This is a genomic window from Phyllobacterium sp. (assembly GCF_037994405.1).
Classification (GTDB): Bacteria; Pseudomonadota; Alphaproteobacteria; order Rhizobiales; family Rhizobiaceae; genus Phyllobacterium.
Genome location: NZ_JBBNAN010000345.1, coordinates 1 through 21533, shown reverse-complemented (window position 1 = coordinate 21533; position 21533 = coordinate 1). Strand labels below are relative to the sequence as shown.

Annotated in this window: 24 protein-coding genes and 1 tRNA gene; 11 read left to right on the top strand and 14 right to left on the bottom strand. The window is 56.1% G+C overall.

The window, feature by feature from the left end:
• Nucleotides 1-143 precede the first annotated feature (143 nt).
• Nucleotides 144-875, top strand: a complete 732-nt coding sequence (locus tag AAAC48_RS19280) for a hypothetical protein (RefSeq protein ID WP_340655732.1) — start codon at nt 144-146, stop codon at nt 873-875.
• Between the two features lie 85 nt (nt 876-960).
• On the top strand, nt 961-1911 hold the full coding sequence (locus AAAC48_RS19275; protein WP_340655731.1) for a recombinase family protein: 951 nt from the start codon (nt 961-963) through the stop codon (nt 1909-1911).
• 611 nt (nt 1912-2522) lie between these two features.
• Here AAAC48_RS19275 and AAAC48_RS19270 read toward each other — a convergent pair.
• Nucleotides 2523-2599, bottom strand: a tRNA-Met gene (locus tag AAAC48_RS19270).
• Nucleotides 2600-3019: 420 nt separating this feature from the next.
• On the opposite strand from AAAC48_RS19270, the gene AAAC48_RS19265 reads away from it, so the two are divergent.
• A complete protein-coding gene (locus AAAC48_RS19265; protein ID WP_340655737.1) occupies nt 3020-3979 on the top strand; it encodes a Gfo/Idh/MocA family oxidoreductase in 960 nt (319 codons plus the stop codon).
• A 240-nt stretch (nt 3980-4219) separates the two neighbouring features.
• On the top strand, nt 4220-5338 hold the full coding sequence (locus tag AAAC48_RS19260) for a DegT/DnrJ/EryC1/StrS aminotransferase family protein (RefSeq protein ID WP_340655736.1): 1119 nt from the start codon (nt 4220-4222) through the stop codon (nt 5336-5338).
• Between the two features lie 184 nt (nt 5339-5522).
• Here AAAC48_RS19260 and mnmA read toward each other — a convergent pair whose 3' ends face one another.
• Nucleotides 5523-6710 (bottom strand): tRNA 2-thiouridine(34) synthase MnmA, encoded by a 1188-nt coding sequence (gene mnmA, locus AAAC48_RS19255; RefSeq protein ID WP_340655730.1) that lies wholly within the window; start codon nt 6708-6710, stop codon nt 5523-5525.
• A gap of 300 nt (nt 6711-7010) precedes the next feature.
• Between mnmA and AAAC48_RS19250 the strand changes: the two genes are divergently transcribed.
• Complete coding sequence (locus tag AAAC48_RS19250; protein ID WP_081816000.1) at nt 7011-7286, top strand: DUF1153 domain-containing protein; 276 nt, start codon at nt 7011-7013, stop codon at nt 7284-7286.
• Between the two features lie 144 nt (nt 7287-7430).
• Here the strand turns inward: AAAC48_RS19250 and AAAC48_RS19245 are convergent, their stop codons facing one another.
• Nucleotides 7431-8015, bottom strand: a complete 585-nt coding sequence (locus AAAC48_RS19245; RefSeq protein ID WP_340655729.1) for a paraquat-inducible protein A — start codon at nt 8013-8015, stop codon at nt 7431-7433.
• Nucleotides 8016-8116: 101 nt separating this feature from the next.
• Between AAAC48_RS19245 and AAAC48_RS19240 the strand changes: the two genes are divergently transcribed.
• Together AAAC48_RS19240 and AAAC48_RS19235 are read left to right on the top strand one after the other, a co-directional pair.
• Nucleotides 8117-10228: a carboxy terminal-processing peptidase gene (locus tag AAAC48_RS19240; RefSeq protein ID WP_340655728.1), complete on the top strand. Its 2112-nt coding sequence runs from the start codon at nt 8117-8119 to the stop codon at nt 10226-10228.
• 80 nt (nt 10229-10308) lie between these two features.
• Nucleotides 10309-10593, top strand: a complete 285-nt coding sequence (locus AAAC48_RS19235) for a GNAT family N-acetyltransferase (RefSeq protein WP_340655735.1) — start codon at nt 10309-10311, stop codon at nt 10591-10593.
• A 52-nt stretch (nt 10594-10645) separates the two neighbouring features.
• Here AAAC48_RS19235 and AAAC48_RS19230 read toward each other — a convergent pair whose 3' ends face one another.
• On the bottom strand, nt 10646-11029 hold the full coding sequence (locus AAAC48_RS19230; protein WP_340655727.1) for a flagellar export protein FliJ: 384 nt from the start codon (nt 11027-11029) through the stop codon (nt 10646-10648).
• Nucleotides 11030-11522: 493 nt separating this feature from the next.
• Between AAAC48_RS19230 and ctrA the strand changes: the two genes are divergently transcribed.
• Entirely contained in the window at nt 11523-12224 is a 702-nt protein-coding gene (gene ctrA, locus AAAC48_RS19225) for a cell cycle two-component system response regulator CtrA (RefSeq protein ID WP_099998139.1), read from the top strand.
• Nucleotides 12225-12274: 50 nt separating this feature from the next.
• On the opposite strand, the gene AAAC48_RS19220 is transcribed toward ctrA, so the two are convergent.
• From AAAC48_RS19220 to AAAC48_RS19205, 4 genes are all read right to left on the bottom strand, one after another.
• Complete coding sequence (locus tag AAAC48_RS19220; RefSeq protein ID WP_340655726.1) at nt 12275-12661, bottom strand: cupin domain-containing protein; 387 nt, start codon at nt 12659-12661, stop codon at nt 12275-12277.
• 102 nt (nt 12662-12763) lie between these two features.
• Nucleotides 12764-13363, bottom strand: coding sequence for a YdeI/OmpD-associated family protein (locus AAAC48_RS19215; RefSeq protein ID WP_340655725.1), 600 nt, complete (start codon nt 13361-13363; stop codon nt 12764-12766).
• On the bottom strand, nt 13363-13719 hold the full coding sequence (locus AAAC48_RS19210; RefSeq protein WP_340655724.1) for a response regulator: 357 nt from the start codon (nt 13717-13719) through the stop codon (nt 13363-13365). The genes AAAC48_RS19215 and AAAC48_RS19210 overlap by 1 nt, the downstream gene beginning before the upstream one ends.
• A 130-nt stretch (nt 13720-13849) precedes the next feature.
• Nucleotides 13850-14479: a histidine phosphotransferase family protein gene (locus AAAC48_RS19205; protein WP_340655723.1), complete on the bottom strand. Its 630-nt coding sequence runs from the start codon at nt 14477-14479 to the stop codon at nt 13850-13852.
• A gap of 366 nt (nt 14480-14845) precedes the next feature.
• On the opposite strand from AAAC48_RS19205, the gene AAAC48_RS19200 reads away from it, so the two are divergent.
• Nucleotides 14846-15379 carry an EipA family protein gene (locus tag AAAC48_RS19200; protein WP_340655734.1) on the top strand — a complete coding sequence of 178 codons (534 nt, stop codon included), beginning with the start codon at nt 14846-14848 and terminating at the stop codon, nt 15377-15379.
• A 112-nt stretch (nt 15380-15491) separates the two neighbouring features.
• Complete coding sequence (locus AAAC48_RS19195; RefSeq protein ID WP_340655722.1) at nt 15492-16544, top strand: hypothetical protein; 1053 nt, start codon at nt 15492-15494, stop codon at nt 16542-16544.
• Here AAAC48_RS19195 and AAAC48_RS19190 read toward each other — a convergent pair.
• From AAAC48_RS19190 to AAAC48_RS19180, 3 genes are all read right to left on the bottom strand, one after another.
• Entirely contained in the window at nt 16512-17354 is an 843-nt protein-coding gene (locus AAAC48_RS19190; RefSeq protein WP_340655721.1) for an RNA methyltransferase, read from the bottom strand. The genes AAAC48_RS19195 and AAAC48_RS19190 overlap by 33 nt on opposite strands.
• Nucleotides 17351-18130, bottom strand: a complete 780-nt coding sequence (locus AAAC48_RS19185) for a DUF2470 domain-containing protein (protein WP_340655720.1) — start codon at nt 18128-18130, stop codon at nt 17351-17353. Before AAAC48_RS19185 ends, AAAC48_RS19190 begins: the two co-directional genes overlap by 4 nt.
• Before the next feature lie 79 nt (nt 18131-18209).
• The gene (locus tag AAAC48_RS19180) at nt 18210-18359 is read right to left on the bottom strand and encodes a hypothetical protein (protein ID WP_340655719.1); all 150 of its coding nucleotides are present in this window, start codon (nt 18357-18359) and stop codon (nt 18210-18212) included.
• Nucleotides 18360-18640: 281 nt separating this feature from the next.
• Between AAAC48_RS19180 and AAAC48_RS19175 the strand changes: the two genes are divergently transcribed.
• A complete protein-coding gene (locus AAAC48_RS19175; RefSeq protein WP_340655733.1) occupies nt 18641-19591 on the top strand; it encodes a cell wall hydrolase in 951 nt (316 codons plus the stop codon).
• A gap of 57 nt (nt 19592-19648) precedes the next feature.
• Here AAAC48_RS19175 and AAAC48_RS19170 read toward each other — a convergent pair whose 3' ends face one another.
• The 3 genes from AAAC48_RS19170 to AAAC48_RS19160 form a co-directional block, all read right to left on the bottom strand.
• Nucleotides 19649-20038 (bottom strand): DUF930 domain-containing protein, encoded by a 390-nt coding sequence (locus AAAC48_RS19170; RefSeq protein WP_340655718.1) that lies wholly within the window; start codon nt 20036-20038, stop codon nt 19649-19651.
• A gap of 150 nt (nt 20039-20188) precedes the next feature.
• Nucleotides 20189-20734: a hypothetical protein gene (locus AAAC48_RS19165; RefSeq protein WP_340655717.1), complete on the bottom strand. Its 546-nt coding sequence runs from the start codon at nt 20732-20734 to the stop codon at nt 20189-20191.
• A gap of 98 nt (nt 20735-20832) precedes the next feature.
• Nucleotides 20833-21423: a protein-S-isoprenylcysteine O-methyltransferase gene (locus AAAC48_RS19160; RefSeq protein WP_340655716.1), complete on the bottom strand. Its 591-nt coding sequence runs from the start codon at nt 21421-21423 to the stop codon at nt 20833-20835.
• Nucleotides 21424-21533: the final 110 nt, after the last annotated feature.

The following is a 21533-nucleotide window of genomic DNA, read 5'->3' as shown; positions in this document are numbered from 1 at the left end:
TTCCGGCTCTGATAAGTAAGGCTATCCATAGCGGGACGTTAGCAACATGTCGGACATAGTAGAAATCAACGAAACAATTGAAGAGATATGTTTGAAACCGCCTATCTACTCAGCGGTCGAAAACAAGAAGAACGAAAAAGTATATGAGCGTCCTAGATAGGATGCTTTACAAAAATGTCCAATTCGATTGCTACTGTCTCCAATGCAAAAAGACGACGCCTTTTAAGACCGAGCGGAGAGCTGATCACTATGAAGGCTGGAAACGAGCCTCTAACAATGATGTTCTGGAGGACGATATTTTTACGCTGCACATGCACTGCCAGCGTGACGCGGCGCACGTTTACTCATATGTGTTTATCTCCACTGAGGATGTAGTCGTTAAAATTGGTCAATTTCCCTCATTGGAGGACATCGCGGCATCAGACCTACAACGCTTCCGGCCAGTCTTAGAGAAAGAGTATTTTTCCGAACTCCATCGTGCAGGCGGGCTCGCCAGCCACGGCATAGGTATCGGTTCATTTGTTTACCTGCGGCGCATTTTTGAACGTCTGATCGTGACCCACCGGGACAAACTGGCTGAGGTCACCGGCAAGCCAATCGACGGTTTCGACGGCCTGAGAATGGACGAGAAAATTGATGCTCTGAAGTCAGTGCTACCTGCGACGCTGGTGAAAAACAAGAGTGTCTATGGCATCCTCAGCAAAGGCATTCACGAGCTAGATGAAGAAACTTGCAAGAAGTATTTCCCTATCGTTCGTGCAGCTATCATAGCCATGCTGGAGGAGGACCTCCAAGCGCTGGAGAAAAAGCGTGCCGCCGATGAACTTACAAAGGCTCTCGGGGCAATCTCGGGCGAGCTATCGGGCTCTAAATGAGGGGGGACAAAGATTGTGGTGCTACAGTTCAGATCCCCAAACGGATGCCTTGCATTCCCAGATCGCGTTTTGTTAGGATTTGGGAATGGCTGACCCAAAGGACATTTCGATCCAGGAGATCACCGTGGAGTTGGGCGGTGGCAAGTTCCTGACCATAACCACGCTCGCACGGGCGGGTGAGTACCTCCTAAAGGAATGGCCTGGGGAGCGCGGCCCGAAGCACATAGCCGCTCAAGTAGCCATCCTTGGCGCCCTAGAAGGCAACCTCTCTGGAGGTGCAGCGCGAATCGCTTTTCTAGAGGCCATCGAAGAGGGTGGCATATTTATCCTCGACGTCAAGCGGCCAGCACCCACCGGGAAGATTGAGCACTGGCACAAGAAACGGCCAAGACGCCGGTGGAAATCGATCCGCACGCGAGCCCAGCTCAGCGTTCAACATTTGCAATTAATTGCATTTGATCTGCAAGGTGCGCCGTGGATTGCAGGGCAAGGTTCGCTCCGGTCTGTCGGCAGGCGGCAAAGCTACGGTTATAAGCCCGATCCGCTCAACAAGGGCAAGCTCACCATCGTGCCAGAAGAGGCCGAGATCGTCCTCTGCATCTTTGAAGAGTATGCGGCAGGTCGATCACCCCGCGCCATCGCCCATGATCTGACGGCCGAGAAGGTGCCGACCCCACCCTCTTCGTACTGGAACCAGACCGCGATTTACGGCTGGTCAGAGAGGGGCAGTGGCATCCTGCGCAACAACCTCTACGCAGGGAAGATTGTGTGGAACAAGATACGCATGATCAAAGACCCTGACACCGGCAAGCGCATCAGCCGACCGAACCCGCCAGAGGATTGGTATAGGCAAGACGTCCCGGTCTCGCATCGTGCCACAGGATTTGTTCGACAAGATGCAAGAGCTGATCGCGCCGAAGAAAAGGACCCAGGAAGAACGCAGCAGCATGAAGCGTCCGCAGCGGATGCTTTCCGGCCTGATCAGATGCGCGGCATGTGGCGGCGGCATGTCGGTCAAAGGCAAAGACAAGTCTGATCGTTACCGGACAGTTTGTTCACGGCATCGCGATAGCCGAGCCTGCCCCGATCCGCAGACTTTGTATCTCGACAAAGTGGAACAGACCGTGGTGGACGCCCTCCGTAGGGAGCTGGCGCACCCCAAACTTCTTGTGGATTACGTGAAAGCGTACACCGAGGCACGCATCGAGTTTGCGTCAAAGTTGCTTAAGCGCCGTGCCAAACTGGAGACACGGATCAAGGAACTCGACGTTGAGCTCGACAAGGTTCTGATGTTCATTGCTAAGGGCATGGGCGAACAGGACAAGGTTGAGCAACGGTACGCGGACCTGAGCTTTGAGCTACAGGATGCCAAGGCCGAGCTGGCACTAGAGCCTCAGCCCCTCAATGCAGTCAGCCTGCATCCCGCAGCCATCAAGGCCTACAAGGAAAGCCTGGACCATCTCGCTGATGCGATAAACAATCGGCTTGCCGCCGTATACCATAAGATCGGCGAGGCTCTGCGGGAACTCGTGTACGGCGTGATCGTAAGGCGAGGCGAAGCTCCCGGCCAAATAGAGATCACGCTACAGGGGAAGCTTCGTGCCTTGCTATCCCAACCAGTCGCTAAATCGCGGGTGGGGGGATCGATGGTAGCGAAGGAGGGATTCGAACCCCCGACACAAGGATTATGATTCCTCTGCTCTAACCTACTGAGCTACTTCGCCCCATATGTCATCGCGACCCGTAGACGGTTTGCCTGCAAAGGTTACCTGAGGGACGCGCTGTCAATTGACACGGACGGGGCGGGATATATGTGGGGAGCAACAGCCTGTCAAGCAATCTTCCGGCGCAATCGCATATGAATGTGGGCGAGCATATTGGACCGCGGACTTGTTGTGCGTGGTTCGTAGCTCGACAAAGCTCGCCATGAATGGGACTCACCATGAGGGAAATGTGCTGCTTGTAAAGATTGTCGGGGACGTTTTCACTTCCTGGCATCCCTTCACAACACAATTTTCCTCATCGTGGGCCCAAAGAACCACGCGTCAGGTTTTTGCCAAGCTGAAACGCAAATGCCCGACCGCGGGACTTGTCATCGTTTCCGGCTCCAGATATTGGATGCCGACATGAACAAGGCTGAAAAGATGGCTCCACGGATTGCAGTGCTGGGTTGCGGTTATTGGGGCAGCAATCATATCCGTACACTGAAGAGCCTCGGGGCTCTTTTTGCTGTCTCCGATCAGAATAGCGACCGCGCTGCCGGCTTTGCGGCCGAGCAGGGCGTGCTGCACATCGAAGTCGACGATCTTTTCACGCATCCCGAGGTTGACGCCATCGTGATGGCCTTGCCGCCGCAGTTCCATGCCGAAGCGGCGATCAAGGCCGTGACCAATGGCAAGGATGTGCTGGTCGAAAAGCCGATCGCCTTGACCGTGCCGGATGCGGAACGCGCGGTGAAGGCAGCGCATGACAATGGGCGCATCTTCATGGTCGGACACGTGCTGCGCTTTCATCCGGCCTTCGAGAAATTGCTGGACCTCGTCAAGGCTGGGGATCTTGGGAAAGTGCGCTACATCCATTCGCATCGCCTTGGCCTCGGCAAATTCCATACGGAAAATGATGCACTCTGGGATCTCGCGCCGCACGACCTTTCCATGATCCTCGCCATCACCGGCACGGAGCCACTGGAAGTGCGCGGCGAGGGCGCTGCGGTTCTCGATCATTTGAGTGATTTCGCGCACCTGCATTTGAGTTTCCCGAACAATGTGCGCGGCCATCTCTTTGCCTCGCGGCTCAATCCCTATCGGGAACGCCGGCTCGCCGTGGTCGGAACCAAGGCCATGGCCGTGTTCGACGATATGGAGCAGTGGGACAAGAAGCTCGCGGTCTACAAGCATTCGATCTGGCAAGACAACGGCCAGTGGGCTTCAACCACGGAAGAGCCGACCTATATCAAGGTCGCACACGGCATGCCGCTGACGCGAGAATGCCAGAATTTCATTGAAAGCATCGAGACTCGCGCGCAGCCAAAAACCGATGGCGAAGAGGCAATCCGTGTATTGCGTATTCTCACAGCCGGTACGGTTGCGCACAACAAAAGGTAACGCCGCCCCTATCTCCCGCGCAAGGGAGGGATAACGCGGCACTGCTTCGCATAATATCAATCTGTAATATCCCAACTGATTGCTCTTGACGTAAAGCGTTGTTACAAGGCCAACGCCTTGTTAAAGGATGAGGCAAACTTTGAATGGCGACCTCTGGCAGACCTCCCGCTGTCCTTTTAAAGAGTGGCCTTGACCGTTGCCCGCGGCAGATTCGCGGCGACATTTGATATTGGAGCAATGATGCAGTTCATCGATCTCGGCGCACAGCGTGAACGGATTAGCGGCAAACTTGATGCGGCGATCGCCAAGGTGGTGCGCGAAGGCAAATATATTCTCGGACCGGAAGTTGCCGAATTCGAAAAACGCCTGGCCGATTATGTCGGCGTCGAGCACGTGATTGCCTGCGCCAATGGTACGGATGCGCTATTGATGCCATTGATGGCGAAGGGTATCGGTCCGGGGGACGCGGTCTTCGTTCCAAGCTTCACCTTTGCCGCAACGGCGGAAGTGGTGGCGCTGGCCGGTGCCGAGCCGGTTTTCATCGATGTCGATGCCGACACTTACAATATCAACGTAGAACAGCTTGAAGCAGCAATTGCCGCCGTGCGCGCCGAGGGCCGGCTGCGGCCAAAGGCGATCATCCCGGTCGATCTGTTCGGCCTCGCGGCCAACTACACCTCGCTTTCCGCCATTGCGGCGCGGGAAGGCCTGTTCGTGATCGAGGATGCGGCGCAATCGATCGGCGGCAAGCGCGACAATGCCATGTGCGGCGCCTTCGGCGATGTGGGTGCGACCAGCTTCTATCCGGCCAAGCCGCTCGGCTGCTACGGCGATGGCGGTGCGATGTTCACCAATGATGGTGCGCTGGCGGAGGTGCTGCGCTCGGTGCTGTTCCACGGCAAGGGCGAGACACAGTATGACAATGTCCGGATCGGCCTGAATTCACGCCTCGATACGATCCAGGCGGCGATCCTGATCGAGAAGCTCGCTATTCTCGAAGATGAGATGGAAGCGCGGCAGGTAGTGGCCAAGCGTTACGCCAATGGCCTCAGGGATGTGGTCAAGGTGGCCTATATGCCGGAAGGCTCACGTTCGGCCTGGGCGCAATATGCGATCGAGACGAAGAACCGCGATGCGCTGAAGGCGCACCTGCAGGCCAACGGCATTCCGTCAGTGATCTATTATGTGAAGCCGCTGCATCTGCAGGTTGCTTACGAGCGTTACATGCGCGCGCCGGGCGGTTTGCCGGTTTCGGAAACTCTGCCGAAGAACATTCTCTGCCTGCCGATGCATCCATATTTAAGTGAAGCCGATCAGGGCCGGATTATCGGTACGATCCGCGACTTCCACGCAGAGTAAGCGGCGTTGATGCCGGCCATCAGCTTCCCCCTTGGGGGGAGAATGGCAGCGCAGCTATGTCTTTAGAAAATCCCCAGAGGGGATAATGTCACGACGGAAATTCCCCTCTCTTGCGATTTCCAGCACTTAGCAAGGCTAAGGTGCTGAAATCGCTTTCTCTCCCTTAAGGGAGAGACAAGGGGCGCTAGGCGTGCTGACTTTGCTCGGCCAGGCGCTTGAGCATGGCTTCCGCCTGCGGAGCGCGTTCCGAGCGGCCGATGAAGCCACCACCGAAGACGCGCGCCGTGTTGCTGTCGTCCGAATAAAGGACGCAAGCCTGGCCGGGTGCGATGCCGCTTTCGCCATCGACCAGTTCGACCCAGGTTTCTCCGCCCTGATGGTGCAGGACGGCCGGGCGCGGCGGGCGGGTGGAACGGACCTTGGCGTAGACTTCGACGCCGCCTTCCGGAATATCCGACAATGGGCCATCGCCAAGCCAGTTGACGTTGCGCAGGTACACTTTATGGGTCTCGAGTGCTTCGCGCGGACCGACGACGACACGCGCATTCTTTGCATCGAGATGGACAACATAAAGCGGGTCGCCGGTGGCAACGCCAATGCCGCGTCGCTGGCCGATCGTATAATGCACGATGCCTTCATGACGACCGAGCACGCGCCCATCGATATGGACGATGTCGCCGGGATTGGCGGCTTCGGGCTTCAGCTTGGCAATGATGTCCGAATATTTGCCCTGCGGAACGAAGCAGATGTCCTGACTGTCCTGCTTGTTGGCAACGGTGAGGCCAAGCGCTTCGGCAATGGCGCGGGTCTCTGGCTTGGTCAGTCCGCCAAGCGGGAAGCGCAGATAGTCGATCTGCTCCTGCGTCGTGGCAAACAGGAAATAGCTCTGGTCCTTGTCGATATCGACGGGACGATAGAGCGCGCGATGTGCGCCATTGGCGTGGCTGCGGATATAATGGCCGGTTGCCAACGCGTCGGCGCCGAGATCGCGGGCAGTCTGCAAGAGATCGGCAAACTTGACGGTCTGGTTGCACGAGACGCAAGGGATCGGCGTCTCGCCGCTTACATAGCTTGCGGCAAACGGATCGATCACGGCCTCACGGAAACGTGCTTCATAGTCCAGCACATAATGCGGAATGCCAAGGCGCTCGGAAACGCGGCGCGCATCTTCGATGTCCTGGCCGGCACAGCATGAGCCGGCCCGATGGGTGGAAGCACCATGATCATAGAGCTGCAAAGTCACGCCGACGACATCATAGCCCTGGCGTTTGAGGATCCCGGCCACAACAGAAGAATCCACGCCGCCAGACATGGCAACGACGATACGGGTGTCTTCCGGTCTTCCCGGCAGATCGAGATTATTCAGTGTCATAAGCGGATCCGGTTCTTTGCAGCGGCATAAAGGCGCAGCGCTCTTGTCGGCTCTATATAGGTTATTGACCTTCGCTTGCCAACAGGAAGTCGCAACCATGGTACTTTTCTTGATCAGTGCGAAGGGCAGACTTTCGGCATGGAAACGCAGACATTCTGGAAGATGGAACAAAGTTTAATGAAAATACCGCCAATCCATTAACTGAAGTTACCAGAGAATGACTCGGCGTTTAGGCAATTGTTAAAGCCCTCACTGTAATGTCAGCCGCGATAGGTCTTGAAGTTTAGTGTAGAGAGTACAATGACCGATCTTGTTCGACCGAGAGTAAAATACGTAATCGGCCCGGATGGCAGCCCACTGACCATCGCCGATCTTCCACCCGCAAATACGCGGCGTTGGGTTATTCGCCGCAAGGCTGAGGTGGTTGCCGCTGTGCGCGGTGGTCTTCTTAGTCTTGAGGAGGCTTGCCAGCGCTATACCTTGACGGTGGAAGAGTTCTTGTCCTGGCAATCCTCGATCTCCGATCATGGACTGGCTGGTCTCAGAACGACCCGGATACAGCAATATCGTCATTAGATGATGTCGCAAATGACTACGGATAAGGCTGGTCGCGAGACCAGCCTTTTTCCATTTAGACCTTTTGATAATTTCACCCTGATGGGCATCTGATGGCGCTTTTCTACGGTTCCGGTGTCTCTCAGGCGATATTTGCTGCTCGGCTTATGCCGCCGCCTTTTCCTCTCGAACGATGAAGTGTGCTGCCAGAGCCGACAGGATTGCAGAGGCAGTGAAGAACCACAGGCCCGGTTGAGCTATCGCGGTAGCCAGCCCGCTGGTCTTTGCACCGAAGATCACCAGCGCAACAAGCAGGACATCGAGCATTGACCATTTCGACAGGACACCGATCCAGCGATGCAGAATATGCTTGGCGGCGGGGACTTGAGCTGCTGCCAATTGTGCGACGGCCAGCTTCGTAATCGGCAGGATAACGGAAAACAGCGTAACAATGACGGCAAGGAGCCATTCGCCGCCGGTCCAGAGCGATGTGATAATACCGAGGAGGGACGGGTTTTCATCGAAGAAATACAGCTTGCTGATATTCATCAGCGGCATGGTCAATCCCAGCGCGAGGGAGAAAGTCGCGATGAAGAGAAAGATGGGAATGAACGATCTCGTCGACATGCTGATCCTGAAACCAAAGCTGATCCGGGTAATGCATGAAGGAAACAAATGGTGCACGTCAAGGAAGAACGACGGTAAGAAACGCCGGATCACATTCGCTTGTGCCCGATTGACGCTTCCCATGGCTGATCTCCATAGTTAGGCTACAAAGCGCCGGCACACTGCCGGCGGAATTGTGAATACTTGAAATCTTGATGACACGGAAAATTGGATTGAAGCCCTTTATGCGTACCAAAATCGCCCTGCTGATTGCTTTCCTGGCCTTTGTTTCCCCGGCTCAGGCGCTGGAAACCGGATCGCCGCCAGTACTGGCGCCGGAGGTGGACCAAGCTAAGGCCGCGCATCTGAGCGCGCAGTTGCTGACATATTACCACTACAAGAAGGTGCCTCTGGACGACACCTTGTCTGCCAGAATCATTGATCGATATATCGATTCACTGGACCCGGAACGCTTCTTTTTCCTTCAATCCGATATCGACCAGTTCATGGCCAGCAAAGACAAGATCGATGACGCCATCTATAGCGAAGATCTCAGTGTCCCCTTTGCCATTTTCAATGTGTATGAGCAGCGCTTTGTCGATCGCCTGAGTTACGCCCGCGAATTGCTGAAGAATGGCTTCGATTTCAGTCAGAACGAAGAATACGCGGTCTTGCGCGACAAGGAGCCTTGGCCAAAATCCGAAGCGGAGAGCCGGGAGTTATGGCGCAAGCGCGTGAAGAACGACTGGCTGCGCTTGAAATTGGCGGGCACGACGGATGCAACAATACGCGAGACGCTTGGCAAGCGGTACGGGAACTCGCAGGCACGGGCCTACAAATACAAGAGCGACGATGTATTTCAGACGTTCATGACTGCCTACACGACCTCGATCGAGCCCCACACGGACTATTTCGGTGTCGCAGCGGCGTCGGACTTCGACATTTCGATGAAGCTGTCACTGGTTGGTATTGGCGCCGTGCTCCAGGAGCGCGACGAGTACACCACAATAAGGGAGCTGGTGCCGGGCGGCCCGGCGCAGCTATCGGGCCAACTCGCAGTCGGCGACAGGATCGTTGGAGTGGCGCAAGGCAAGGACGGCGCATTGGTCGACGTCGTCGGGACACGTGTGAACGAAGTTGTCAAATTGATACGCGGTGAGAAAGATACCGTGGTCCGGCTCGATATATTGCCGACGGACGCCGGGCTCGACGGCAAGCATCGCTTGGTCACTCTGGTGCGAGACAAGATCAGTCTGGAAAAACAGGCTGCCAAGAAAAACGTCCTGATTGTCAAGGATGGCGATACCTCGCGCAAAATCGGGGTGATTTCGTTACCCACATTCTATGAAGACTTCGATGCACGGCGTCGCGGAGACAAGAATTATCGAAGCGCAAGCCGCGATGTCGCCAGGTTGTTGGCCGAACTGGAAAAAGATAAGGTCGATGGCGTCGTTATCGACCTGCGCAACAATGGCGGCGGGTCATTGCCGCAGGCCATCGAGCTGACCGGCTTGTTCGTCGGCAAGGGACCGGTTCTGCAGCAGCGTAATGGCGATGGCGAGGTCAAGGTAAATGGCAATACTCGCGCCACGGCTCGCTGGACCGGCCCGCTTGCCGTACTCATCAATCGCGGATCGGCCTCTGCGTCCGAGATCTTTGCCGCGGCCATCCAGGATTACGGCCGGGGCGTCATTGTTGGCGAACCGAGTTTCGGCAAGGGTACCGTTCAAACCGTGGTCAATCTGGATGAGGAAGCACGCAATGCGAAGCCGGAGTTCGGTGAATTGAAAATGACGGTTGCGCAGTTCTTCCGCATCAATGGCGGCACCACCCAGCTTCGCGGGGTAAGGCCGGATATCATCTTGCCTGGCTTCTCGGACGAGGAAAAGCTGGGGGAGTCGAGCTACGACAATGCGCTGCCATGGCTTCAGGTGAAACCTGCTGATTATGCACCTCTTGGTGATATCAAGCCGTTGCTGCCGGAACTTCAAAGCCGCCACGACGCCCGCGCCGACAAGGACAAGGATTTCAGGCGTCTTGCGGAAGATGTGAATGAGCTGAATGGCTTGCGCAAGAAGCGCGTTATCTCACTCAATGAGACCGAGAGGCGCGTTGAAAGGGATCGCCAGGTAAACCGCCTGAAGGCCCGCGAGGCAGCTGGCGGCAAGGGTTCAGTGTCACCGGCAGACTCTGTATTTCAGGAAGATGGACTGCAGGCCAACGAGCGCAGCTTGAGTGCAGATATGGCGAATGAGAAGGCGCTGAAGGACGCAAAAGACGTTCTCCTGGACGAGACCGTACATATTCTCAGCGACACATCCGACCTCCTAAAGGTCCGGACGGCAAAGAACAATTGATCCAACACGGGTGGTCGGCGCCAGGGGTTGAGCGCTGGCGCGTTCCATAAATAACAAATGGTGCAACGATGGCAGGTCAGATCAATATCGAAAAGCAGGAGACAGAAAAGGGAGGGCGCTATGTGGCGGTCGTATCAGGCCACGAAGCCGAAATGACCTTTTCGCGTGCAAGCCCGCATCTGATCATAGTGGACCATACGGCCGTGCCGGATGCATTGCGCGGCCAGGGAGTGGGGCAGGCTCTGGCCCTCCATGCGGTGGAAGATGCACGGGCAGGGGGATGGAAGATCATCCCGCTCTGCCCGTTCATGCGCGCTCAATCGCTTCGGCATGGGGAATGGGCCGATGTTATTCAGCAGCGGTAGAGTTCTTTTGATAACTTCACCCTGATCGAGTGAATTCTCAAAAAATCTCAGGCTAGCCGATCATCGCGCGCCGGTCGGCGACTGGCATTTCCTCGTCGCGTGGCTTGCCATCGCGCTGTTCGAGTGCCTCGGCCTTGGCAAGTTCGGCTTCCGATTCGGCAAGCGCAGCCTCGGCGTCATCTTTCTGAGCCTTCAGATCACGGATCGAATCAAACAGATTGTCGCGACGCTGGCGGGCAGCCTTGGCAAATGTCGGATAGGCGAAATGTGTAATGTCGGTGATGCCGGCCTTCTTTTCCTCGGACAGGATCTGCGTGTCCAATTCAGCGGCCATACGTTCGAACTCACCCATCATGAGATCAAGCTGGCCGAGCTGGCGGCGCTTTTCCTTGACCTGAAAGAGTTTCAGCCGAACCAAACCTTCATGCGACTTCATATGTACTACCCCCTAAACGCCTTCACACAAACCGGCACTCTGACGTCGCCAAAAACGCTGACGAGGGGTCACCCGGCCGACATTTCACCCGAATCACTTCGGGAAAATGAAACAAAAACTTAAAGGCTCCCTTGTCTGGTAACCTTTCCTTTACGTTCAGCATTAATCATACGCCTTAAGACTTAAAGCTCGGTAAATCGAAACCTGAAGTTTTTAGGCAGAGAATTTATCGAGTCGAATGAGTCGCTTAGCGCCAGAACCTGAAGCTCTATCTGATGGTTTTGACCGGCGACTTGACCTTATGAATCAATGCTGTGCCCACGATCCTTAATTTAAGAGTCAAAGGCACTTGCAAAGCGGAATTAGATTTTGTTAACCATTCGGTGGCAATCTTAACGTTATGGAAACGGGTTGTTTCGCGACCTGACTTCGGGATTGCCCTGACTGAGGTTTATTGGGCAACCCATTTCAGCGGCGGGAAAAGGGGAATGATATGCGGGTTCTTTTAATCGAAGACGATAGTGCAACGGCCCAGAGCATCGAGTTGATGCTCAAGTCGGAAAGCTTCAATGTTTACACGACTGATCTGGGCGAAGAGGGTGTCGATCTCGGCAAGCTCTACGACTACGATATCATCCTCCTCGACCTCAACCTGCCGGACATGTCCGGTTATGAAGTCCTGAGGACTTTGCGTCTGTCGAAGGTGAAGACACCGATCCTCATCCTCTCCGGTATGGCCGGCATCGAGGACAAGGTTCGCGGCCTCGGCTTCGGCGCCGACGATTACATGACCAAGCCTTTCCACAAGGACGAACTTGTTGCCCGTATCCACGCGATCGTGCGCCGTTCGAAGGGCCATGCCCAGTCGGTCATCACCACCGGCGACCTGATCGTCAATCTGGATGCCAAGACCGTCGAAGTCGCCGGTCAGCGTGTTCACCTGACGGGCAAGGAATACCAGATGCTGGAGCTGCTCTCGCTCCGCAAGGGCACGACGCTCACCAAGGAAATGTTCCTCAACCATCTCTATGGCGGCATGGACGAGCCCGAACTCAAGATCATCGACGTCTTCATTTGCAAGTTGCGCAAGAAGCTCGATTCGGCATCGGATGGCATCAACTACATCGAAACCGTCTGGGGTCGCGGCTATGTCCTGCGCGAGCCGGACGCGACGGAAATGCGCGAGATCGCCTGACCCCTTTGCAGTGAAGACCAAAAGGCTCCGTTTGACGGAGCCTTTTTCTATTAGATCCAGACGTCATTGCGTGCGGTACGCTCGCCGCCCTCATGGCCAGTATTCAAGACCCCGCGCGGCTCGATAAGCATCAGCTTGACTTCCTTTTTTGCGAACGGCTTGTGCTCGACGCCCTTGGGGACGACGAACATTTCGCCCGCTTTCAGGAGAACGAACCCATCTCTGAAATCAATACGCAGTTCACCGTCGATGACGATGAATGCCTCATCGGTTTCTGGATGATCATGCCAAATGAAATCGCCCTCAATTCGCGCAATCTTGAACTGGTAGTCATTCAGCTCAGCGACGACTTTCGGCAGCCATTGTTCCGAGAACAGTCCGAACTTATCGGCAAGATTGACTGCGTTGTAGGTATTCGCGGCCTCGTTCGTTGGCATATTCAACTCCTCATCATTGGAACGGATGGGGTTATAAGCCTGTGACAAACCTTGATCTTGTACGATTGTGCAAAAGAAGGCCGGAGCGCAATGGCGTCCGTTTTAGCATTTGGCCTTCAGCGGATAGATCGTTTCACCCTTCGCCAGCATCGCCACGTATCTTTCGATGCGGCTGGCGCGTGTCTTCGCCTGCACCGCAGTGTGGACACGGTGAAGAATCGCGAACCGGTTGGTTCCGTCGAGCCTGTTGAAAAGTGCCTGCGCAGCCGGATTGGCGTCCAGTGCCTGCTGGAGGTCTTCTGGTACGGTTGCGGTGCTCTGCGCCGCATAGGCCGCGTCCCATCTGCCGTCCGCCTTGGCCCGCTCAACTTCAGCGAGACCACCAGCCCTCATTCGGTCCTGTTTGATCAATTCCAGGGCCTTGTTGCGATTTTTCTCGGACCACTTGCTCCGAGGCTTTCGCGGCGTGAAGCGGATAAGCCAATGATGCTCGTCGAATTTGTCGATCTGGCCGTCGATCCAGCCATGGCATAGCGCGCATTCGATCGCTTCGGCCTGCGATACGCTTGCTACACTTGAGCCTTTCTTCGCAAGTTTGAGCCAAATGCCTTTAGAGGCAGGCGGCTGTTGGGCCAGCCATGCCTCGAACTGTTCGGCAGATACGAACAGCATGATCGGAAGGTCAGACTTGCTCGTTGGCATCAGCCTTCCATCGGTACCTGTGGCAGGATTTCGGTGATCGAAGCGCGATTGAAGGGTTTCAAAAGATATCCCGCAGCACCCGCACGCTTGGCGCGCATGATTTTGGTGACATCGATTTCGGGCAGGCAGAGATAGATCTTGCTGTTCTCGCCACCTGGCAAAGCGCGAACCTGGGTTATGATATCGACCGCTGGCATGTCGGACAGGGCGCTGTCCAGAATGATCACGTCGGGCATCTCGACGCTGCATGCGGCAACAGTCTGAAAGCCGGTGTCGGCCGTGGTCACGACGGTCGTGCCACTGGCGATAAGCCGGCGCGCAACCTTTCTGACCACAGGCGATCCATCTACAATCATGCAGCGTAACAATCGACGCACTCCGAGTCGCAAGGTAAATTTATGCTGGTTCGGGCGAAAGACTAACAGGCCTTGGGTGAACAAATGCCCAAGGTTGATGGTAAATTTTAGTGCAACTTTTAGGAAGTTCTCACGCGGCGGTGAAAACGATCTCCTCGGGCGTGGCATGAATCGAGATGGTCATGTCGGCTTCCTGAGCCAGTAGCAAAGTATAGTAGGGCTGCACCGCGTGCGCGTCGATCGGCTCTTCGGGAACCTTGCCGCTGTGAAGTTCAAGAAACTTCGGCGGTACGCGCAGCATCGGCCCGCGCGACGTCAGGACAAAGCGCGGCTGCGTTTCCGGCGTTTCCAGAGCCACCGACAGGGTGCCGCCGCGTGGCAAGGCCGCGTTGGCGATCAGGACGAGATTGAGCAGGAGTTTGACCTTGTTCTTCGGCAGGAGCACACGGGTGCCTTCCCAGCTCAGTTCGGCTTTTTCGCCCTTCATATATTCATTGGCGACATTGTGGGCATCGCCGGTGTCGATCTGGACGCCAGCGGAACCAGCAGCACCAAAAGCGATACGCGCGAATTGCAGCCGGGCCGAAGCGCTGCGTGCGCTGGACTTGATGAGGTTCATCGCGTCTTCATCAGCGCCACCTTCCTCCAACAATTCCAGCCCATTGTTGATGGCGCCGACCGGCGAAATGATATCGTGGCAGATACGGCTTGAGAGGAGCGCTCCAAGGTCCGTTGCCGAAAGAATAACGGGCAATGTCATAAGAGAATCTCCTGAAGACTATCTGGGTTGGTTCAGAGGTCGCAGCGAATCAGTGAACCCTGCGAATCACTCGAGTTTCTGGTCCTTTTGGATACATAGCCTGATCCGGATCGGCAAGAACGTCGTGGAAAAAGCCTGTAAATACTGAAATTCTTGCGTTTTTGCTGATCTTTATGAGTCATTGAAATGCCCAGATCGATTCATAAACTTTTATACAAGGTTTACCGCCTTAAATAGAGTTCATTGGATAAGCAGACGCAAGATCTGCGCATACCGGTATCAGGCGTCAGGCAAAGAAGCGAACAGCCAAAAGGAATTGTGATGGCGTCTCTACTCTTGTCTTTGAACCGTGGCTTTCTTCTCTTCATGACGATCGTATCGCTCGTCGTTGCGCAGGCGCAAACGGCGCGCGCGCAAGAAACCTATTCGATGGAAGAAATAATCAATTCAGGCCAGCGGTTTTTCGGATCAACATCGGGCGGGCTCGCCACTGCTGTCGAGAAGGTGTTCCAGAGTTACGGTTTGCCTAACGGCTATGTCCTTGGCGAGGAAGGGTCCGGGGCGCTTATCGGCGGGCTGACTTACGGCGAGGGTTCGCTTTATACAAAGAACGCCGGGGATCACAAAACTTTCTGGCAGGGACCCTCCATCGGCTGGGATTTCGGCGGGCAGGGGTCGCGCGTCATGATGCTTGTCTATAATCTTGACGATGTGGACAATCTTTACGGGCGTTTCGTAGGCGTTGCCGGCTCGGCCTATCTGTTCGCCGGAGTTGGTTTCAATGTGCTCAAGCGCAATCAGGTACTGCTCGTGCCAATCAGGACAGGTGTTGGCGCGCGGCTTGGCGTCAATGTCGGCTATCTGAAACTGACGCACACTGCCACGTGGAATCCGTTTTGATCGACTAGGTTGCTATTTGGCGACGGGACGCGGACGCTTCAGTTCGCGTCTTTTTGTTTTGGGCCCTTTGCTCTAAGACATACCAGGATAGATATCCAACAGGACCCCAATCGTGATCCAGTCTGCGCTATATTTTGCCCTCGGATTTCTGAGCGCCGTACTGCTGGCGCTGCTGATTGCACCGCCTATCTGGCGCCGGGCAATGCTGCTTACCCGCAGACATGTGGAAGCCGAAACGCCGCTGACCCTCAACGAGATTCAAGCCCAGCGGGATGGCCTGCGGGCTGAACATGCGATGGCCGAACGCAAACTGGAATTAACTCTGGAAAGCGCTTGGGAAAAGGCCGCATTGCTGCTGGCGGAACTTGGTGAGAAAGAACGCCTCGCGCGCAATCTCGCTGGCGAACTTGAGGCTCGCGACCAGACGATTGCAACCTTGAGCGCGGCGCTTGGAGCGCATGAGCAAAACCTCGAGAAATCGGCCAAGAATCTGACCGGGACTGAACAGACGCTGGAACAGCGTTCGGCGGAACTTGAATTGCTTAACCGCCGGATGTCGAACCTTGCGATCAATTCGGACAGTTTGCAGATCGAGCTGGCGGCGCATTCGGCGCGGATCGAGAACCTCTCAAACGAACTGAAAGACGCGCGTCAGGCGAAACGCGACAGCGAGGAACTGCGTCGCAAGGCCGAGACTGAAATGAAGGCATTGCAGCACTCGTTGGAACAGGAAACGAAGCGCAGCGCCGAATTCGAGAAACAGGCGAACGCTCTCATGGCGAAACTTTCCGATGCCGAGGCAAGATTGTCGCGCCGCGAGAAGGAAATCGAGCGGATCAACGAGCGCTTGCGCAAGGTACTTGCGGATGGTCGCAAGCGAGGCGCGTCGGTACTCGACGCTCCCCGCGACAAGGAAGCGCTGGTTCAGGCGCAGGAAACCAGGCTGCTGCGCGAAGAGATGAACACACTTGCTGCGCAGGTTGTCGCCATGGTCGCCCGGCTGGAAGGTCCGGCCTCGCCGGTCAATGAATTATTGGCAAAGGCAGGCAACGACATGCCTCGGGCATACGATGAAAACGGCAAGGTGATCGTAAGTCTCGCGCAGCGTATTCGCGCACTGCAAGCCAATTCGTCAGATGCCGGAAAAGCCGCTGAACCGCGATAGGGCAATTCCCGAAGCGGTCGCGACGTTGAGACTGTCAAACTCCCTGGACATCGGAATCTTCACTGTTTGGAGTCTTTGCAATAGTTGCGACGGCAGGCCTTCGCCCTCCGTACCGAGCAACAGTGCTGTGCGGGGCGATGGCTTGACGTCATAGATGCTTCGCGTCCCTGACGGGCTGAGGGCGAACAGCTCGAAGCCCTTGTTCTGCAGCTTCGAGACGATCGTCTCGATCGAACCTTCCCGTGCAAATGGCACCTTGAGTGCCGCTCCGACCGAAACGCGAATCGCCTTGCGGTAAAGCGGGTCGCAGCTGGTCTCGTCCATCAGAACGCAATCTGCCTCGAAGGCGGCGGCGTTGCGGAAGATCGAGCCCATATTGTCATGGTTGGCGATGCCGCACAGCACGACGGCCAGCGCATTTTCCGGCATTGTCTCGACGAGCTTGTCCAGCGAGCGGGGTGCGTTGCGTTTTCCGACTGCGAGAATACCCCGGTGCATCGGGAAACCCGCAATTGCATCCATTGTCTCGCGCGACACGCAATAGACGGGAATGCTATCGGGGCAAAGGCTCAGCTGTTCGGTCAATCCGGCGAGCCGGTTTTCCAGAATGAGTATGGATTCGACTGCAAATGCCGGATTGGAGAGGAGGACATTAAGGACGACCTTACCCTCGGCGATGAAGCGGCTTTCACGGCCCACCAGATCGCGCTCGCGCACATTGCGATAGGGTGCAAGGCGTTCATCGGAAGCCTCGGCGATGCGGGTTACGCGGCGCTTCAGCCAGTCGTTCCCTGCGGGTGCAAAGGTCATTGGGATGTCTGCGACGATTGGAGTCCGGCACGCGCTTCATTTGCCATCCGCACGAGCGTCTGACGCATATTCTCGGTGGAAGTCAGCGGCTCGGCAAAGAAGATACGCAGTACCTCATCGCCATCGGCAAGACCGAAGCCATCGGCATCGATGCCGGTCATGCGCCAGTTGCCTTCGGGCGCCTTGGCGAAAAAGCGGGCATAGAGGCCAATCGCGTCCGTGTGATCCTTGTTCATGTGTTCCACCGCGCCCTGTTCGGCGGCTGCGAGCTCGTCGTTCACCGGACTGAGGCTCAGCCATTCAGTTGCAGCCAATTGATAGGCCCGGCCAAACCCGCCATTCAGCCGTGCATGATCCGGCTCGAGCCGGAAGAACCGGAAATCGCCGAGGCTGGCGTAGAGTTTTGCTTTGGGCAGGTGAGACAAATAACGCCACTCGATACGCGCGTGTTCAGGCGCATCGCGCTGAATCTCGCGGGCCGTTGCGGATATGGTCATGCGCGGGTAGGCGAGGGGATCGCCTTTGCCGGGTTCGCCGACGAGCAGCGAGCAACGCGGATCGGCAAGCAGCGCCGGCGTATGTGCGGCAAGGGCTGAAACGAGAATGACGGGCGTGCCGTCATGATCAGTCGACAGACCGACGCGTGTTGCAATGGGAGCACCAGACTGAGGATCGAGCGTCGCGATGACCCCATGGCGGGCCGTGCGCAGCAAGGTACGCGCAAGGCGGATTGCGCCCTCATCAATCTCGCGCAAGACATCCTTCTTCTCGGTCACGGCAGATCCTTATGCTGGGTCAGACCGATTGATAGTTCTTCGAAGGGTGGGGGACAAGCCCTCGCTGGCGCTATGAAGATCAGGCGGCGATCGGGTGTTTGTCGTTCAGGCCGACATCGTTCATGCAGTCGCGGAGAAGGTCGAGATCGACCGGGCCGATCGTGCAAAGAACCGGCGCGACTTCTTCGGGCGGAACCTGCAGGGCCATTAGTTCTTTCAGCGCTTCCATTAGCGATTCGCGGCTATCGTACCTGGCGGATTGCGGGCGCATAGTCTTGCCTTTTGAGCTTGAGCAGTTGTATCGAGTTTAAGGCAAATACGGTAAACAAATCCTTAATTCTGCCATTATTGAAATTTTTTTGCTGTCGAACCGAATAAAATAACCCCATAATTTCAAAAGGATGATAGTGTGGTGTGACACAATTACCATCTTTGCCATTGTTTGGCCCCAAATGACATCATTCTGTGAGCACCTTCACCAGCAGGAACAACAGCGATGAGAATTGCTTCGTGATCGGCTTCGCTAAGTGGAAAATCCATTCTATTGCGGGCATAATCGCAGCCGCCGGGCTTGTCAGCGGCTGCACGCAGACCGGCCAGCACTCCAAGCTTTCGGCTAATCTGACATCGTCGCATGCGAGCGGCAGCAAGACTTACGCCTATACCCCCAAGGACAAGGAATGCCTCGAGCGGGCGATGTTCTTTGAATCCAACCGCTCCAGTCAGGAGGGATTGCTGGCAGTCGGTACGGTGGTGATGAACCGGCTCGATTCGGGCAAATGGGGCAATTCGATTTGCGGTGTGGTCGGCCAGAGGGGACAATTTGCTCCCGGCGTACTGTCGCGCCCAATGCAGTCTACCGCGCTGCCCGATGTCCAGGCTGCGGCGGACGCAGTCCTCAAGGGTGAACGCAACCCCAAGGTGAAGAACGCGATGTATTTCCACACCGCCGGCCTTCGCTTTCCCTACAGGAACATGCACTACACGGTTGTCGCGGGCGGTAACGCTTTCTACGAAAAGCGTGACCGTTACCACACAGCTGACATCGCCTCGAATGAGGCGAGCAGGGCGATTGCCAACGCCTATATCGCCAGCACTAGAATGGCTGGTGCGAAGCGCGCAAATACCGTGTTCGTTGCCAGCGCTTCCCAACGGTTACCTGCAACAACCTCAACGCCTACTTCTGGTCGCGTGATTAACGAGCAACCTATCATTGTTGCGCAGGCTGACATTGAGCCCATGGCATTTAACAGCACCAGAGTAGCAGTGCCGATGGATCCGCCGCCGCAGGCGATGGATTACAGGTCGACGACAATCCAGACCGTGCAGGTCGCCCAGCCGGTACAGGCAACCCAGACGACTGCGGAACAAGGCGTGCTTGCCTATGAAACGCCGAACGGGAAAGCTGTCGATGCGATCGGCAAAATGCTGCTGGCGCAGGATCGTCCAAACGCCCTCTGAATATTAACGTATCAAGAATTGCTGTCGTCCCGGGCATGTAACCGGGGCCGTTTGCGGCTACGGCACGAGATAGTGATGCGCCCATTCGTCGTGGGGGACAATCTGCCCGATGGCGTATTGGAATGTCAGGATGGACATGTGATCAGGCGAGGTCGAACAGGTATAGGATAGATGGTACCATTCGCCCTTGCTGCGGAATGCTGCGCCGGCCGAACGAATTTTATCGCCCTTGATTTTCGGCTCCTCGAACGCGTATGCCACGAGTTCGTCAGGCACGAGCTTGGCAGGATCCTTATGGATACGCTCCATCGCCTCAAGATCGCAGCGCTGCTCCAGCCTGGTTTGCGGGTCAAGCCGTTGCAACTCTTCAGCGGCGCCATTGTCCATAGCCCTTACCGGACTCGCCAAGGCGACCGATAGCAAGAGCATGGCGCTAATTGTTCTCATCGTGACCGACTTTCAAATTGTAATAGGATGCACCAGACGCAGCTACCAGCCTGGCGTGCTGGTTGAGATATCATGGCCGGTGCGCCGCATAGATACCTATCGGATTGGGACCAAATTATGAAAGCCCGGTTGCTGTCACGGAAATTTGCTCTAACCCTTCCGCCGCTCGTCACCGTTGGCTTCAATATAGGCGTAGATATACGAGAATGACGGCTGGGCCCGGTTGGCAGGCTCGACAAGGCCCGCGACGCTCCCCAGTGTGGCGGCATAATTGTTGCAATTGAACCCGACCATCCGCCACATCGGAGGATTGGCGAGATCAGCCCGGATTTTTTGCAGCAATTGCTGGTACTGCCGTTCGGTCAGCGATACGCGATAGGCAGCGTTGGGTGTAAAATGGCAATCTTCGAAGCTTGGCACAAGATCTGCCGGCATGGGAACAATCGCCCCACCATAGAGCCCGATGAGACTGCCCTTTGGAAAGAGGCCGATAGACTGCCGTGTAACCGGTTTGCCATCGCCATCCAGCCTTCCAAAAACCACATAGACGTGACCGCTTGGTATGCTGGATGAGAAGCGCTGGCGAAATTCGATATAGGCGGGGTCTCCGGATTGCGTATGGTCGGCCGTCAGCTTTGCTGCGACACCATCGGGATTTCCATGAGCCGCACAGGTGAGCTGCGGGATTTCTGGCACATGACTGGTGCAGGGCCGGCGCCGGTCACCGCCGTCTGACAGACCAACGGTGCTGCCGCCATAGAGGCGGACAAACTTCGTCCATCGATTTTCGGAGATCAGTAAACATAGGGCAGGACACGCCAAGTACGGCCGCAGTAACGAAGATATTCTTCCCCAAATGCCTCTTCCATCATCGCCTCCTCGGGTCCAATGCGGGAGAAGAACAAGAAACCAAATCCAGCAAGGCCAGCCAGTCCAGCGACATAATTGGGTAGCAGCAGTGCCTGGGTCAATGCCATGAGCCAGAAGGCCGTGTACATGGGGTGGCGGAGGTGCTTGTAGACACCTGTGGTGATGAGCTTGTGGTCTTGCTTGAGTTGCAGAGAGACGGACCACATCTGGCCAAGGGCCTTATGGGTCAGCCGGAAAAGCACCAGCGCCGTAATTGCGGTGACAATTCCGAGGATGAAAAGATATGGGCTCGGCTGATATGATGCTGAATGCGGCCGACCTGTGGCGACGTAGATTGCGGGTATGACGCCTAGTCCAGTAAGGGAGACGGCGAGGCGAAGCGTATCGGCGCCCTTGCGCCGGTCAACCGTGAGCTTTGCCCGACGCGCTCGCCGATCAAAGGGCCGGCGCAGCAAATACCAGCTAGCAACAAAAGCGACCCAAAGAACTTTGCCAGCAGAGACGAGAGAAATCATATGGTCACGGTTTCGGGAACGTTGAGCGAGACGGGAGTAGAGGCAGAGCCATCGCATGGAAGACCACCTTGTGCGGCGACGTTGGCAAAGCGCTCCGGGCCGCACAAAAT